The organism is Azonexus sp. (assembly GCF_049652925.1).
GTDB lineage: Bacteria > Pseudomonadota > Gammaproteobacteria > Burkholderiales > Rhodocyclaceae > Azonexus.
The window spans coordinates 110576-125178 of the sequence record NZ_JBASFI010000025.1 but is presented as its reverse complement, the minus strand read 5'-3'; the positions used below and the strand labels follow the sequence as shown (position 1 = coordinate 125178).

At 61.9% G+C, this 14603-nt stretch carries 13 protein-coding genes; 5 read left to right on the top strand and 8 right to left on the bottom strand.

Going from position 1 to position 14603, the window contains the following annotated elements:
• The first annotated feature begins 25 nt into the window (after positions 1–25).
• Genes WBK19_RS14310 through WBK19_RS14290 form a run of 5 tightly spaced genes read left to right on the top strand, consistent with a single transcriptional unit; the run spans position 26 to position 5505 of the window.
• A complete protein-coding gene (locus WBK19_RS14310; protein ID WP_511290836.1) occupies positions 26–763 on the top strand; it encodes an amino acid ABC transporter permease in 738 nt (245 codons plus the stop codon).
• A complete protein-coding gene (gltK, locus tag WBK19_RS14305; protein WP_511290834.1) occupies positions 763–1446 on the top strand; it encodes a glutamate/aspartate ABC transporter permease GltK in 684 nt (227 codons plus the stop codon). Before WBK19_RS14310 ends, gltK begins: the two co-directional genes overlap by 1 nt.
• A gap of 22 nt (positions 1447–1468) precedes the next feature.
• Positions 1469–2197: an amino acid ABC transporter ATP-binding protein gene (locus WBK19_RS14300; protein ID WP_511290832.1), complete on the top strand. Its 729-nt coding sequence runs from the start codon at positions 1469–1471 to the stop codon at positions 2195–2197.
• Between the two features lie 60 nt (positions 2198–2257).
• Positions 2258–4189 (top strand): sensor histidine kinase, encoded by a 1932-nt coding sequence (locus WBK19_RS14295; RefSeq protein ID WP_511290830.1) that lies wholly within the window; start codon positions 2258–2260, stop codon positions 4187–4189.
• Positions 4186–5505 carry a sigma-54-dependent transcriptional regulator gene (locus WBK19_RS14290; RefSeq protein ID WP_511290828.1) on the top strand — a complete coding sequence of 440 codons (1320 nt, stop codon included), beginning with the start codon at positions 4186–4188 and terminating at the stop codon, positions 5503–5505. Before WBK19_RS14295 ends, WBK19_RS14290 begins: the two co-directional genes overlap by 4 nt.
• A gap of 103 nt (positions 5506–5608) precedes the next feature.
• On the opposite strand, the gene WBK19_RS14285 is transcribed toward WBK19_RS14290, so the two are convergent.
• The 8 genes from WBK19_RS14285 to aspA form a co-directional block, all read right to left on the bottom strand.
• Positions 5609–5935, bottom strand: a complete 327-nt coding sequence (locus WBK19_RS14285; protein ID WP_511290826.1) for a FlxA-like family protein — start codon at positions 5933–5935, stop codon at positions 5609–5611.
• 141 nt (positions 5936–6076) lie between these two features.
• Positions 6077–7279: an IS4 family transposase gene (locus WBK19_RS14280; RefSeq protein ID WP_511290824.1), complete on the bottom strand. Its 1203-nt coding sequence runs from the start codon at positions 7277–7279 to the stop codon at positions 6077–6079.
• 223 nt (positions 7280–7502) lie between these two features.
• Positions 7503–8069 (bottom strand): PEP-CTERM sorting domain-containing protein, encoded by a 567-nt coding sequence (locus WBK19_RS14275; protein ID WP_511290822.1) that lies wholly within the window; start codon positions 8067–8069, stop codon positions 7503–7505.
• Positions 8070–8250: 181 nt separating this feature from the next.
• A complete protein-coding gene (locus WBK19_RS14270) occupies positions 8251–9426 on the bottom strand; it encodes a porin (protein ID WP_511290820.1) in 1176 nt (391 codons plus the stop codon).
• Positions 9427–9560: 134 nt separating this feature from the next.
• Positions 9561–10622, bottom strand: a complete 1062-nt coding sequence (locus WBK19_RS14265; protein WP_511290818.1) for an asparaginase — start codon at positions 10620–10622, stop codon at positions 9561–9563.
• Between the two features lie 205 nt (positions 10623–10827).
• Positions 10828–11583, bottom strand: a complete 756-nt coding sequence (locus WBK19_RS14260; RefSeq protein ID WP_511290816.1) for a sulfite exporter TauE/SafE family protein — start codon at positions 11581–11583, stop codon at positions 10828–10830.
• A gap of 90 nt (positions 11584–11673) precedes the next feature.
• Positions 11674–12972, bottom strand: coding sequence for a dicarboxylate/amino acid:cation symporter (locus tag WBK19_RS14255; protein WP_511290814.1), 1299 nt, complete (start codon positions 12970–12972; stop codon positions 11674–11676).
• 161 nt (positions 12973–13133) lie between these two features.
• The gene (gene aspA, locus WBK19_RS14250) at positions 13134–14558 is read right to left on the bottom strand and encodes an aspartate ammonia-lyase (protein WP_511290812.1); all 1425 of its coding nucleotides are present in this window, start codon (positions 14556–14558) and stop codon (positions 13134–13136) included.
• Positions 14559–14603 lie beyond the last annotated feature (45 nt).

The window sequence follows — 14603 nt, the reverse complement described above, 5'->3', positions numbered from 1 at the left end:
CAAAAATATCCTTGAGGAGACCATCATGGGTTACCAATGGAACTGGGGCGTCTTCCTGCAGCCAAGTGCAAGCGGGGATGACACTTATCTGGGCTGGATGTTCGCCGGCTTCAAAATGACCATCGCGCTGTCGCTGAGCGCATGGGTCATGGCCTTGCTGCTCGGCGCGCTGGTCGGCGTTTTGCGTACGGTGCCGAACAAGACGCTGGCCGGCATCGCCACGGCTTATGTCGAGCTGTTCCGCAACGTGCCGCTGCTCGTCCAGCTGTTCATCTGGTATTTCGTCTTGCCGGAACTGTTGCCGGCCAGCCTCGGCAATGCCTACAAGCAGTCCAACCCGGTGTTCCAGCAGTTCATCGCCTCGATGGTCTGTCTCGGCCTGTTTACCAGTGCCCGCGTCGCCGAGCAGGTGCGCGCCGGCATCAACTCGCTGCCAAAGGGGCAGAAGAATGCGGGTCTGGCGCTTGGCTTCACGTTGGCGCAGACCTACCGCTTCGTGATGTTGCCGATGGCCTTCCGCCTGGTCGTCCCGCCGCTGACCTCCGAATTCCTCAACATCTTCAAGAACTCCGCCGTCTGCTCGACCATCGGCCTCCTTGAGCTTGCTGCCCAGGGCCGCCAGCTGGTCGATTACACGGCGCAGCCCTATGAGTCCTTCATTGCCGTGACGCTGTCCTACATCATCATCAACGTCACCGTGATGACCCTGATGCACAAGTTTGAAAAGCGCATCGCCGTGCCCGGCTACATCGGAGGCAAATAATGACTTACGAATTCGACTGGTCCTCCATCCCCGGCGCCTTGCCCTTTCTCTGGGACGGCATGAAGATTTCGCTGGTCATCACCGCCCAGGCGGTGGTCATCGGCATCGTCTGGGGTACCCTGCTGGCCATGATGCGGCTGTCGTCGATCAAGACGCTGTCGTGGTTTGCCGCCGGCTACGTCAACCTGTTCCGCGCCGTACCGCTGGTCATGGTGCTGCTCTGGTTCTTCCTGATCGTGCCGCGCTTCATCGAAACACTGCTCGACTTCCCTCCGGGCGCCGACCTGCGCCTCAGTTCGGCGATGATGGGCTTCGCGCTGTTCGAAGCGGCCTATTACTCGGAAATCATCCGGGCCGGCATCCAGAGCGTGCCGAAGGGCCAGATTTCGGCTGCCTCGGCGCTCGGCATGAATTACGCCCAGGCGATGCGCCTCGTCGTGCTGCCGCAAGCCTTCCGCAACATGGTGCCGCTGCTTCTGACGCAAGCCATCATCCTCTTCCAGGACACCTCGCTGGTTTATGTCTCGGCCCTAGCCGACTTCTTCGGAGCCGCCTACAAGGTCGGCGACCGTGACGGTCGGCTGGTCGAACTGCTGCTCTTTGCCGGTGCCGTCTATTTCGTCATCTGCTTCTCCGCTTCGCAGATCGTGAAGCGCCTCCAGAAAAAATACCACCCGGCCTGATGGCCGCCGTCAGGAGAATCCCATGATCAAGATTGCCAACGTCAGCAAGCATTACGGCAGCTTCCAGGTGCTCAAGGATTGCACCACCTCGGTCAGCAAGGGCGAGGTCATCGTTGTCTGCGGCCCGTCCGGCTCGGGCAAGTCGACGCTGATCAAGTGCGTCAATGGCCTCGAACCCTTCCAGGCCGGCGAAATTATCGTCAATGGCATCTCGGTCGGCGACCCGAAGACCAACCTGTCCAAGCTACGCGCCCAGGTCGGCATGGTCTTCCAGAACTTCGAATTGTTCCCGCACATGAGCATCACCCAGAACCTGGCCATCGCCCAGGTCAAGGTCTTGAAGCGCAGTCAGGACGAGGCGATGGACAAGGGCCTCAAGTTGCTCGACCGCGTCGGCCTCAAGGCGCAGGCCGACAAGTTTCCTGGCCAGTTGTCCGGCGGCCAGCAGCAGCGCGTGGCGATTGCCCGGGCGCTGGCCATGGATCCGATCTGCATGCTGTTCGACGAGCCGACCTCGGCCCTCGATCCCGAAATGGTCAACGAAGTGCTCGATGTCATGACCGAACTGGCTCAGGAGGGCATGACCATGATGTGCGTGACGCACGAAATGGGCTTCGCCAAGCGCGTCGCCAGCCGCGTCATTTTCATGGACCAGGGGGCCATCGTCGAGGATGACAGCAAGGAGACTTTCTTCGCCAATCCGCGTTCGGAGCGGGCGCAGCACTTCCTCGCCAAGATACTGCACCATTGATCCATCGACTGCGGTGCTTGGCGGGCAACTTACAATGAAGCACTCATTCCCCATCTGATCATGCCCGACTCCCGCCAGCCCATCCCGATCTCGCTGACCAAACCGCATCGCGTGCTCGGGGTGGCGGCAGTGCTGGTGCTGATCCTGGTCACCGCGTTCCTCGCCTACCGGGTTTCCGAGAAGCAGGGCTTTAGCCAGATGCGTGACGAGGCCAGCCACCAGCTCGACATCCTGGCTGCCGCCATCGACAGCGAAGTGACGCGGCACGCCTCGATTCCCAGCGCCGTCGAGCTGAATCCCGACGTCCTCGCCCTGCTGCGCGCGCCGGCCGACCGGCAGGACGTGTTGCAGCCCCCGGCCAACCGCTTCCTGCAAAAACTCAACGACCATCTCGGCGGGCCGGCCATCTTCGTGCTCGACACCAGCGGCAGGGTGGTCGCTTCGAGCGACTGGATCTTCTCCGACAACCTGCTCGGCGCCGATCTCTCCTACATGCCGCTGTTTCGCGGTGCCGTCGCCGGCACGCCAGGCCGGCACTACGCCGTCGACAACGTGCGCAAGGAGCCGGGCTATTTCTTTGCGTTGCCCATCCGCGACGAACATCAGGACTGGAAGGTGATCGGCGTCGCCGTCGTCAAATCCAGTCTGCACGAACTTGAGCGGCGCTGGCTCGGCCAGGAGGCGCCGGCCCTGATCGTCGACGCCAACGGCATCGTGCTCCTCGCCTCGCCGCCCGAGTGGCGCTACGCCACGCTGCAGCCGCAAAGCCCGGCAGTGCTGGCGCGCATCAGCCAGGAGCAGTTCGCCGGCCAGCCGCTCGGCGCCGCCTCGCTCGACATCGCCATCGAGGCCGCGCAGGAGGGCGCCGTGGTCCGCCTGTCGCGCCAGCTCAAGCCCGATCCCGGCCCGCTGCAAGGCGCCAAGTCCTACCTTGCCCTGAGCCGCCACCTGCCGGGAACGGCCTGGCGCATCGTCGTCTTCTCCGATCTGCGCCCGGTTGCCGTCCAGGCCTCGACCCACGCTGCGCTGGCCGCCGCGGCCATCGGCTGTTTCCTGCTCTGGCTGCTTTTCCTGAGTCAGCGCCGGCGTCTCGCCCGCGGTCGCGAGGAAGCGCGCGCCATGCTCGAACAGGCCAATCAGGAACTCGAACGCAAGGTCGCGGCGCGCACCGCCGACCTCTCGGAAGCGGTCACTGGCCTGCAGCGCGAAGTCGCCGAGCGCCAGCGCGCCGAGCAGACCCTGCGCGCTGCTCAGGACGAACTGGTCCAGGCCGCCAAGCTCGCCGTGCTCGGCCAGATGGCAACCGGGATCACCCGCGAACTCAGTCAGCCGCTCGGCGCCATCCGCACGTTGTCGGCCAATGCCGTCGAATTCATGCATCGCGGCGACCTCGCCACGGCCGAAAAGAATCTCGGCATCGTCGGCCAGCTGGCTGAGCAGGCCGGCGGCATCATCACACCGCTCAAGACCTTCGCCCGCAAGTCGCCGGCCGTGTCGGTGGCGGTCGATGTGGCACAGGCGGTCGATGCTGCCCTGTTCCTGTTCGACGCCCGACTGAAAAAGCTCAATGTCACGGTCAACCGGAATTTTGGCCCAAAATCGGAAATCGCCTGGTGCGACCAGAACCGCCTGCAACAGGTGCTGGTCAATCTGATCGGCAACGCCATCGACGCCATGGCCGACGAGCCGGAACGCCGCCTCAGTTTCAGCGCCGAACGCGCCAGTTCCGGCCAGCTTGCCCTGGCTGTCTGCGACAGCGGATTCGGCTTTACCGAAGAAGCCCTCGAACATCTGTTCGAACCCTTCTTCACCACCAAGCAGCCGGGCGAAGGCCTCGGCCTCGGCCTTGGCCTGACCATTTCGCGCGACATCCTGCGCGATTTTGGCGGCGACCTGCTGGCCGGCCCGGCGCCCGGCGGCGGCGCCCGTTTCGTCATCCTGCTGCCGGCCGTGCCGCCGGCCACCAACACGCCTGAAAAGGGGTTGTCATGAAGCCCGAACTGTCCGTCCTGCTCGTCGAAGACGACCCCAATGTCCGCCTCGGCTGCGAGCAGGCCATGCAACTGGCCGGCATCACCGTTGACGCCGTGGGCTCGGCCGAAGAGGCGCAGCGCCGCCTGCGCGCCGGCTACCCGGGCATCGTCGTCACCGACATGCGCCTGCCCGGCATCGACGGCATGGCGCTGCTGCGCTGGGTTGTCGAGCTCGATGCCGACCTGCCGGTCATCATCATCACCGGCCACGGCGACGTCACGCTGGCCGTCGAAGCCATGCGCAGCGGCGCCTACGATTTCATGCAGAAACCGTTCTCGACCAGCGATCTGGTCGATGTGGTGCGCCGGGCGCTCGAAAAGCGTGAACTGGTCCTCGAAGTCGACGCCCTGCGCCGCCGCCTCGACCATCGCGATAGTCTTGAATCCCGCCTGATCGGCCGCTCGCCGCAAATGGCCAAGGTCCGCCAGCTGATCCTCGATGTTGCGAATGCTGCGGTCGATGTGCTGATCTTCGGTGAAACGGGCACCGGCAAGGAAATGGTCGCCCGCTGCCTGCACGACCTCAGTCATCCCGGCCAGCAGAATTACGTCGCGCTCAATTGCGGCGGCATGTCCGACAACCTGCTCGACAGCGAGCTTTTCGGCCACGAGCCGGGCGCCTTCACCGGCGCCCAGAAACGCCGCATCGGCAAGATCGAGTACGCCAGCGGCGGTACGCTCTTCCTCGACGAAGTCGAATCGATGCCGGTCAACATGCAGATCAAACTGCTCCGCGTCCTGCAGGAACGGGTCATCGAACGCCTCGGCTCGAACCAGCAAATCCCCGTCTCCTGCCGCGTCGTCGCCGCCAGCAAGGATGACCTCAAGCTGCTCTCCGACCAGGGGAAATTCCGCGCCGACCTCTACTACCGCCTCAACGTCGTGCGCATCGAACTGCCCCCGCTGCGCGAACGGCGCGAAGACATCCCGGCCCTCTACGACGAATTCCTGCTCCACGCCGCCAAACGCTACAACCGCCCGCCGCCCCCGCTGACTTCCGACTACCTGCGCCGCCTGATGGCGCAGGACTGGCCGGGCAACATCCGCGAACTGCGCAACGCCGCCGACTGCCACGCCCTCGGCATCGGCCGCGATGCCATGACAACCGGCAGCGGCGCTGCCCAATCGCTGACCGAAGCCGTCGAAAACTACGAACGTGGCCTCGTCGCCGACGAATTTACCCGCCAGGAAGGCAACATCGCCCGCACCAGCGAAGCCCTCAAAATCGCCCGCACCACGCTGCACGACAAGCTGAAGAAATACGGGTTGATCTGATCGGCGAGTTCGGCGGAAGCGCAGCGGTAAGTCGGGGGTAAATGCCGCGACAGGATTTTAGTTTTGGCCGTTTTTTCCGGTTGACCGTGGCATCCCCGTTCCCCTAAACAAACTCATCCACATTGACGCCAAGCGTGCCGCTTTCCGCCTTGGCCGCAGGCTGAGCAGCCGTCGTGCTGCTCGCCTGAGCGGCCTGTTTTTCCTGAGCCCTGAGCTGCGCAATCTGCGCCTGTATTTGAGCGATTTGCGCCTGCAACAGCTTGATCTTTTCCGCGCTGTCTCCGGACGTATCCTTCTGCGCGGTCTTCAACTGCTTCTGCAAAGCCTGCAACTGCTTTTCAAGCGCCGCAATCTGCGAGCTATTCCTACTACCCGAGCCGGTGGAAGCGGAGATGCCGGTTGTACTCGGAACACTAGCAATCGATGTCATTTCAAGGCCTCATGCCGTTTGGTTTGGTAAACCTGTTATCGGCTGGAAGCAGTGCGATGCTGAGGGTGCTAAGGGTAAAACCAGGTAAAGATCGGAAGTGCTTGGCTTCTATAAACCGTGGTCTGTGCCTGAGGTTTCCCCTCATATTTTGCCGCCTTGAGCAGCGACCATGGCTTGCTGGCGAATCAACGGCAAAGCATCGGCAATTGGTAGTCGTCGGAACCAGGTGCCACCTGCATCAATAACTCGGCGAGCCAAGGTCATGACAGAGATTTCCTTGTGTTTGAGCCGGGGTACGCTCTGAAACTGTAGTTGCATTTGACGCTGCTCAGCGCATTCCCCGATCAAGCGCAGCAGCCAAGATGCCAAGTGACCAATCAGCAGCAGTATTTCAAGCCGCTTGCCGGAGCGTGAGCGGGAAGCACTCAGCCCCAAGCCTCCCCGCTCATTTTTCAGATCCCGGAACGACTGCTCAATTCTCATCCGTTGTGCATACAGGGAAACGATGGCCTCCGGCTCCAGGTGCCCAAGTCCAGGGGAACTCGCCGGCAACCAGGGTTCCCGGCCGCTGCGGGCGGCCTTAAGCGAACGATGAGCGCGCGAATTTTTCCCCTGAAGGGTGCGACGGAATCGTCCTTTTGCTTGGCGTTTGACCAATATCAGACGACACGGCGTGGGGTGACTGCGCACATACTGTGCATCGGCAAATACTTTGACTTGCGCGCTCGCTTCCGCATAGACCTCAGTGCATCGACGCCATGCTTCTCCCGCTGTACAAACCATATCCTTGCCCCGAATTCGACCGATCCATGGCCAGCGCCGCTGGGCCACCAGATCAAACCAGGTGGAACGAAAGCCTGCATCAGTCATGATGATCGGCATACATCCTTCTGGCAGAAGTTTCGCCAGTTTGGCCAGGAAACGCCGATGTACGCCTCGATCCCCATATTTCCTTTGAGGATGGATTTCTTCATAAAGCGTTACGCTACGCCCATCAACAGCAATGCTCGCCCGGAGCAAATGCCACTTCTGATCGGGCGTTACATCCGACCAGTCGACAACGATCAACAATTGTCTGACCCCAGCTAGCCAATGCGCTGCGACTGCTTGGTAGATACACAGTCGGGCGCCATAAATGGCCGCGTTCCCGAGCAGTCGATCAATTCGCTTGATCCGGTGACGCATGGCACCTTCCGAAGATAGCGAACGGGCCAATTGGCTCAGGCTCAACCGGCCTCCGTTCAGCGCACCCCATACTGCTGCTCTGATCAACTCCGCCCGCTTGCCATGCAAGCAGGATAGACAGCCCACCAACAATCCGTTCACAATCTTCCGTGCATGCATAGCCTACCTCCATCAACGTTTGGTCACCGAGATGAAGGATTTATCGGCGCCATGCATGCATTACTTGATCATAACCAATTGTTCTAAATAGGAAATGCGAGGGGAAACCTCAGGGTCTGTGCCCGATTGTTTGGCATCGGGGGTAACAGACTGTTTGCGGTCGTTCCCCGGAAATGCAAAACGGGAACCGAAGTTCCCGTCTGGTTGAAATATTGAAGCTGCTTTACTGCTTTTGCTTGCGGCGACGAGCAACTGCACCCATTAGGCCTAGACCAGCCAACAGCATTGCGTAGGTTTCGGGTTCTGGGACAGGCGCCAAGTTAAATGAATAAACATCTCCGCTGTGAACGGTATTGAATGACAACATGAAATTATCCGAGCCAGTCGATGAAACGCCGTCGAACGAGGAAGTGAGCCCAGGGTTGGCGCTAGAGTGCGAAAAGCTGGCTAAAGTAACACTTCCAATGCTGGAGGCATCAAATGCGTAATTTACGGTAACCAATCCAGCGAGGCTAGAGGCATTCGCTGCGGGCGAAGAGGGTGAGTAGAATGTAAATTCAAGCTTTCCACTGTCAATCTTGCTGAGGGCCAGCCATGATTGGCCAAAGAGATCAACAAAATACGCGCCGAACGAACCACCGCCGACTTCGCCGACAGTTGGCGATGGCGTGTTGCTGTCATAGAGCCAGCCACCATAGGATGCAGTGACATTGTCTCCACTTACTTGTGCACTTGCAAAAGGCGTCACAAAAATAAGCAATGCGGAAATAACGAAGGCCTTAAATTTCATCTCTTATCCATCCAAAAAAGGTTTAACCAGAATCGAATCCATTTGGCGTTCATCCTTATGGAATATGATGGAATGGTACATTTGGTGTTTCTGGGGGCAATAGTCCGAATGGACTATCGTGGTCGGGGCAATGGATATTTGGCTGGCGCCTGAATTTGATTCTTTGTTCTGGTGCCCCCGCTTAGAACCAGTACTGATACCCCAACGCCAGCCCGTAAGCCGAATCGCCCGGATTGACCGTGTAGTTGCCAGCCGAGCTGGTGCCCATCGGGACCAGAGCCGAGCCGGCGCTGTTTTTGTGGGCGGAGAAGATGCCGTAGACGGCGGATTGGGCGCCGATGTTTTCTACCCAGCCGATGGTGGCGACGCTGCCCTTGTTTTCAGGGTTGCTGTTCTCGGTCTTGCCTTCGCCGTAGGAGAGCAGCAGTTTGCCGGTGCCGGTCACGGCTGTGCGGCTGCCGACCATCCATTCGTTGCGCGTTGTCTTGAGGCCACCGTCCGGCGTCGTGACGGCATGGCCGTAGCCGGCCAGCAACTTGGTTTTCATGATCTGGTAGCCGACGCCGATGAAGGCATTCTCGCTGTGCGTCGTCGTGCTGCTCGCATGGTCGTCGTCCTGGTAGGCGATGCTCATGTCGAAGGGGCCGTTTTCGTAATTGACGGCGAGGGCCATGGCGTCCGATGACTTGCCTGTTTCGCCGCCCAGCGCCAACATGACGTTGGCGCTCAGCCCCTTGAATTTCGGGCTGGCATAGACCAGCGAGTTGTCGAAACGGGTCGAGCCGGTGCTGACGTTGCCGTCGGTGGTCGGCGAGCCGTAACCCTGCTCGTAGGCGTCGTAATTGATGATGGCGTTGTACACCGGCGAGTACTGGCGACCGGCAGTCAGGCGCCCATATTTGCCTTCGATGCCGGCGTAGGCCTGGCGACCGAGTATGCGGCCGCCCTGGGCCAGCGTGCCCTTGTTGAGGAAGATGCCGCTTTCCAGCTGGAATACGCCACGGACGCCTTCCGTGATGTCAGCGCCGCCCTTGACGCCGAGGCGGGTGCCGTTGAGGCCGCCGGATTCGAGCGACAGGCGGTCGCCCTTGCCGCCGCCGCTGTTGTATTCGGTGAACAGGTCGAGTTTGCCGTAAACGGTGACGTTGGCATTGGCGCCGAGGGACGAGTTGGAGAGCACCGGCGCCTTGCTCTCGGGAGCGGCGCGCGGCGCTTCCTTGGCTTGGGCTTCAAGCTGGGCGATGCGCTCCTGCATTTTTTGCATGGCGGCTTTCATGTCGTCCAGTTCACCGGCCTGGGCGGGGGCGAAGGCCGAGCAGAGGCCGGCGGCAGTCATGGCGAGTACGAGTTTTTTCATGGTGCGTTCCTTGATTCGAGAAAAAGTGGGTCCCTGCCGGCATCTAAGATGCGGCATCGGTGTCTTGTCTGAAACGGGGGAGCCGGGCGGGCCGCTGGGCCCGCCGGTGGTTTAGCTAGTCAAACTGCGCTGGCTCAGTATTCCCAGAAAATGCGCTGCAGTTCCTTGCTGTCGCTGGTCTTGGTCATGGCGACGGCGGCCAGGATGCGGGCCTTCTGCGGGTTGAGGTCGTGGGCGACGACCCAGTCGTACTGGTCGTCCGGCTGCTCGGCATTGCGCAGCACGAAGCCGCCGGCATTGACGTGCGACGAGCGGATAATCTGCACGCCCTTGGCGCGCAGTTCGCGCAGGGCCGGGACGACGCGGGCGGCGACCGAACCGTTGCCGGTGCCGGCGTGGATGATGGCCTTGGCACCCTTGTCGGCCAGCGCGCGATAGGCGGTGTCGCTGACATTGCCGTGGCCGTAGGCGATTTCAACCGGGGCCAGGGCGCTGATCTTCTCGATGTCGAATTCCGAGTTCATGGTGTGGCGCTTGGCCGGCAGGCGGAACCAGTAGTTCTTGCCCTCGACCACCATGCCTAGTGCGCCCCACGGGCTCTTGAAGGCTTCTGTCTTGATGTTGATCATCTTAGAGACATCGCGACCGCTGTTCAGCTCGTCGTTCATCGTCACCAGCACGCCTTTGCCGCGCGCATCCTGGCTGGCCGCAACGCTTACCGCGTTCGACAGGTTGAGCATGCCATCGGCCGACATGGCCGTGCCCGGACGCATCGAACCGACAACGACAATGGGCTTGTCGGTATGGACGACGAGGTTCAGGAAGTAGGCGGTTTCTTCGAGGGTGTCGGTGCCGTGCGTGACGACGATGCCGTCGACGTCGCCCTGCTTGGCCAGTGCGGCGACGCGCTTGCCGAGGGTGAGGAGGTGCTCGTTGGTGAAGCTTTCAGAAGCGATCTGGAACACCTGTTCGCCACGTACCTGGGCGACATTGGCGAGGGTCGGAATGCCGGCGATCAATTTATCGACCGGCACCTTGGCGGCCTGGTAGGTGGCGCTCTTGGCCACATCGGCGCCGGCCCCGGCGATAGTGCCGCCGGTAGCGAGGATGACGACATTGGGTTTGTCGGCGAAGGCGGGTAGTGCCTGACAGAAGGCTACGGCGATTAGCGCGCAGCGGGCGAGGAAGCGGTTCATTGAATCTCCTTGTGCATTGAGGAAACCCGGGGTTGGTTTCGTGCTCTCTATTCAGCACGGGTCATGCCAGATGTTAGGGGGATACCGTTTGTTGTTATGTGATTGATTTATTGGGAAATGGTTTTGTGGCGCCCGGTGTTTTTGACGGAATGTCGAGGCTTGGCCAATGCCGGCCATCGGTTTTTCGATATGCGAGGCCGCTGTCTCAGAAGATTTCAACCAGCTGCTTGACGATCAGCACGCTGACGACGCCGAGGAAAGCCTTGCGGATGAAGCCGGCGCCATGCTTCAGCGCGAGGTGGGTGCCGACGTAGGCGCCAGCCAGATTGCAGGCCGCCATGGTCAGGCCGACCGCCCACAGGATGGGGCCGTGGCTGGCGAAGAAGCCAATGGCCGAGATATTGGTGGCGAAATTAACGACCTTGGCGCTGGCCGAGGCGCGGATGAAATCCATGCCAAAGACGCGAACGAAGCCGAAGATCAGGAAGCTGCCGGTGCCCGGTCCGAAGAAGCCGTCGTAGAAGCCGATGACCAGTCCGAACAGGGCTCCGCGCCAGAGGTCGCCGGGGCGCGGCTCGTGCATTTCCTCCTGGCCCAGGTTCTTGCGCAGGAAGGTGTAGATGGCGACGGCCAGCATCATGACGACGACCAGCGGCCGCATCGCTTCGCGCGGAATCCAGGCGACCACGGCGGCGCCCAGCCAGGCGCCGAGCAGCGCGGCTGCCGTGGCGGGCAGCACCAGGCGCCAGGGAATGCGCACGGCGCGGGCGTAACGCCACAGCGAAGCGCCGGTGCCGGCGATGCTTGATACCTTGTTGGTGCCGAATAGCGTCGGGATGCCGGTCTGCGGGAAGGCGGAGAGCAGCACCGGAATCTGGATCAGACCGCCGCCGCCGACCACGGCGTCGACCATGCCGGCGAAGAAGGCGGCGGGAGCGAGGATGAACCAGTCGATAGTCATGGCGAACTCAAAAAAATGACCCGGCGCGGGGGCGCCGGGTCGTCAAAAAAGGTTCGGCGCGAGGGCGGCCGAACCTCAGAGGAGGGTTGGTCAGGCGGTGACTGGCACGGCATCTTCGCCGGCTGCCGGCAGCGCATCTTCGCCGTCAGCGAGGGATTCGTCGACCGGGTCGATGGCCTGTTCCCACTTGGCGACGACGGCGGTGGCGATGGCGTTGCCGAGTACGTTGGTCGCCGTGCGCCCCATGTCGAGGAAGTGGTCGATGCCGAGGATCAGCAGCAGGCCGGCCTCGGGGAGGCCGAACATCGGCAGCACGGCGGCAACGACGACCAGCGACGAACGTGGCACACCGGCAACGCCCTTGCTCGAGATCATCAGGACCAGCAGCATGGTGATCTGCGTTCCCAGGCTGAGATCGATGCCGTAGGCCTGGCCGATGAACAGCGCGGCAAAGGCGCAGTAGAGCATAGAGCCGTCGAGGTTGAACGAGTAACCCAGCGGCAGGACAAAGCCGGTGATGCGGTCCTTGACGCCGAATTTCTCGAGCTGCTCCATGAGCTTGGGATAGGCCGATTCGCTGCTGGCCGTCGAGAAGCCGAGCAGCATCGGGCTGCGCACCAGCTTGAGCAGGCGGAAGACTTCCTTGCCGAGCACGAAATAACCGGCGGCGATGAGCACCAGCCAGAGCACGGCGAGGGCGATGTAGAAGCTCGCCAGCAGCTTGCCGAAGACGACCAGCATGCCCAAGCCCTGCGTCGTGATGATGCCGGCGACAGCGCCGAAGACGCCGATGGGGGCGAAGCGCATGACGTAGTCGGTGACCTTGAGCATGACGTGCACGACTTCTTCCATCGTGTTCACCAGGCTGCGCGCTGCCTGGTTGTGCAGGTGGCCGAGCGCCAGGCCGAAAAAGACGGCGAAGACGAGGATCTGCAGGATTTCATTGGCGGCCATAGCCTCGAAGAAATTCTTCGGGAAGACGTGGGTGATGAAATCCTTGAGATTCAGCGCGCTGGTTTTCAGGCCGACCGCGGCACCGACTTCGGGCAGCGGCACGCCCAGATTGGCTCCGGGCTGCAGCAGGTTGGCGAAAAGCAGGCCGAGCGCCAGCGAGCACAGCGAGGCTGCGACAAACCAGCCAAGCGCCTTGGCGCCGATCCGGCCAACCGTCTTCGAGTCGCCCATGCCGGCCAGGCCGACGACCAGGGTGGCGAAGACGAGCGGGGCGATGATCATCTTGATCAGGCGCAGGAAGATGTCGGTCAGGATGCCGAAATAGCCGGCGATTTCCTTGGCGGCGGCCGGGCCGCCGGCCATGGTGTTGCAGGCGTAGCCGACAATGACGCCGAGCACCATGGCGATCATGATCAGGGTGGTTAACCGGTTCATTTTCATGATGGTTTCCTTGTTGTGTGCATTGAATGAAGGGTCAGTCGTTTTGGGCGGCGCTGAATGAATCGGGTTTGTCATTCCCGCGCAGGCGGGAATCCATAAGATTCAAAACTCTGGACCTCCGCTTTCGCGGAGATGACGAATTAGTCAGCTCTTCCTTACGCCGCCCGCGGCAGGATCATTTGCGGCTTGGTCAGGACTTCAGGGCGCAGCACGTCGGCCAGTTGCTCGGGGCTCATGAGCTTGCGTTCGAGCACGATCTCGGCGACACCACGGCCGCTCAGATGGGCTTCGGCGGCGATTTCGGTGGCGTTGGCATAGCCGATGTAGGGGTTCAGCGCGGTGACGATGCCGATCGAGCGCTCGACGCTGGCGCGCAGCGTTTCGCGGTTGGCGGTGATGCCGTCGACGCAATGGTCGGCCAGCGTCTTGCAGCCCTTGCGCAGGTGCAGCACGCTCTTGAACAGGCTGTGGGCGATGATCGGCTCGAAGGCGTTGAGCTGCAGCTGGCCGGCCTCGGCGGCGAAGGTGACGGTGGTGTCGTTGCCGATGACTTCGAAGGCGATCTGGTTGACCACTTCCGGGATGACCGGATTGACCTTGCCCGGCATGATCGACGAACCGGCCTGGCGCGGCGGCAGGTTGATTTCGCCAAAGCCGGCGCGTGGCCCGGAGGAGAGCAGGCGCAGGTCGTTGCAGACTTTCGACAGCTTGACGGCAACGCGCTTGAGGACGCCGGACAGTTGCACGAAGCTGCCGCAGTCCTGCGTCGCCTCGATCAGGTTGGGGGCGGTGAGGACCGGGATGCCGCTGATTTCGACCAGCTTGCGGCAGACGATGGCGGCGTAATCCGGATGAGCGTTGATGCCGGTGCCGATGGCGGTGGCGCCAAGGTTCATTTCGCGGATGAGCAGGGCGGCTTCCTTGAGGCGTTCCTCGTCTTCGCCGAGCATCACGGCGTAGGTCGAGAACTCCTGGCCGAGGGTCATCGGCACGGCGTCCTGCAACTGGGTGCGACCCATCTTGAGCACGTCGGCGAATTCCTCGGCCTTGCGCTCGAAGGCGCGGCGCAGGTAGGCCATGGCATCGACGAGGCGGAAGATGCCGACGTAGGTGGCGAGCTTGAGCGCTGTCGGATAAACGTCATTGGTCGACTGGCTCATGTTGACGTGCTCGTTCGGGTGCAGGAACTGGTACTCGCCGCGGGCATGGCCGAGGATTTCCAGCGCCCGGTTGGCGATCACTTCGTTGGCGTTCATGTTGGTCGAGGTGCCGGCGCCGCCCTGGATGACGTCGACGACGAACTGCTCGTGCCACTGGCCGTCGATGACTTCGCGACAGGCGGCAGCGATGGCATCGGCGCGTTTGGCGTCAAGCAGGCCGAGCTGGCGGTTGGCCTGGGCAGCAGCCTTCTTGATCTGGGCCAGGGCGCGAATGAGGTCCGGGTAGACGGTGATGGAAATGCCGGTGATGTCGAAGTTTTCCAGGGCGCGCAGGGTGTGCACGCCGTAGTAGGCGCCGGCCGGTACTTCGCGGTCGCCGAGCAGGTCGTGTTCGAGGCGGTGGGTTGGTTGTTGGGTCATGTTGTCTCCTGTGCGTGTTGTAGTCGGGCGGGGATGCCGTTCGGT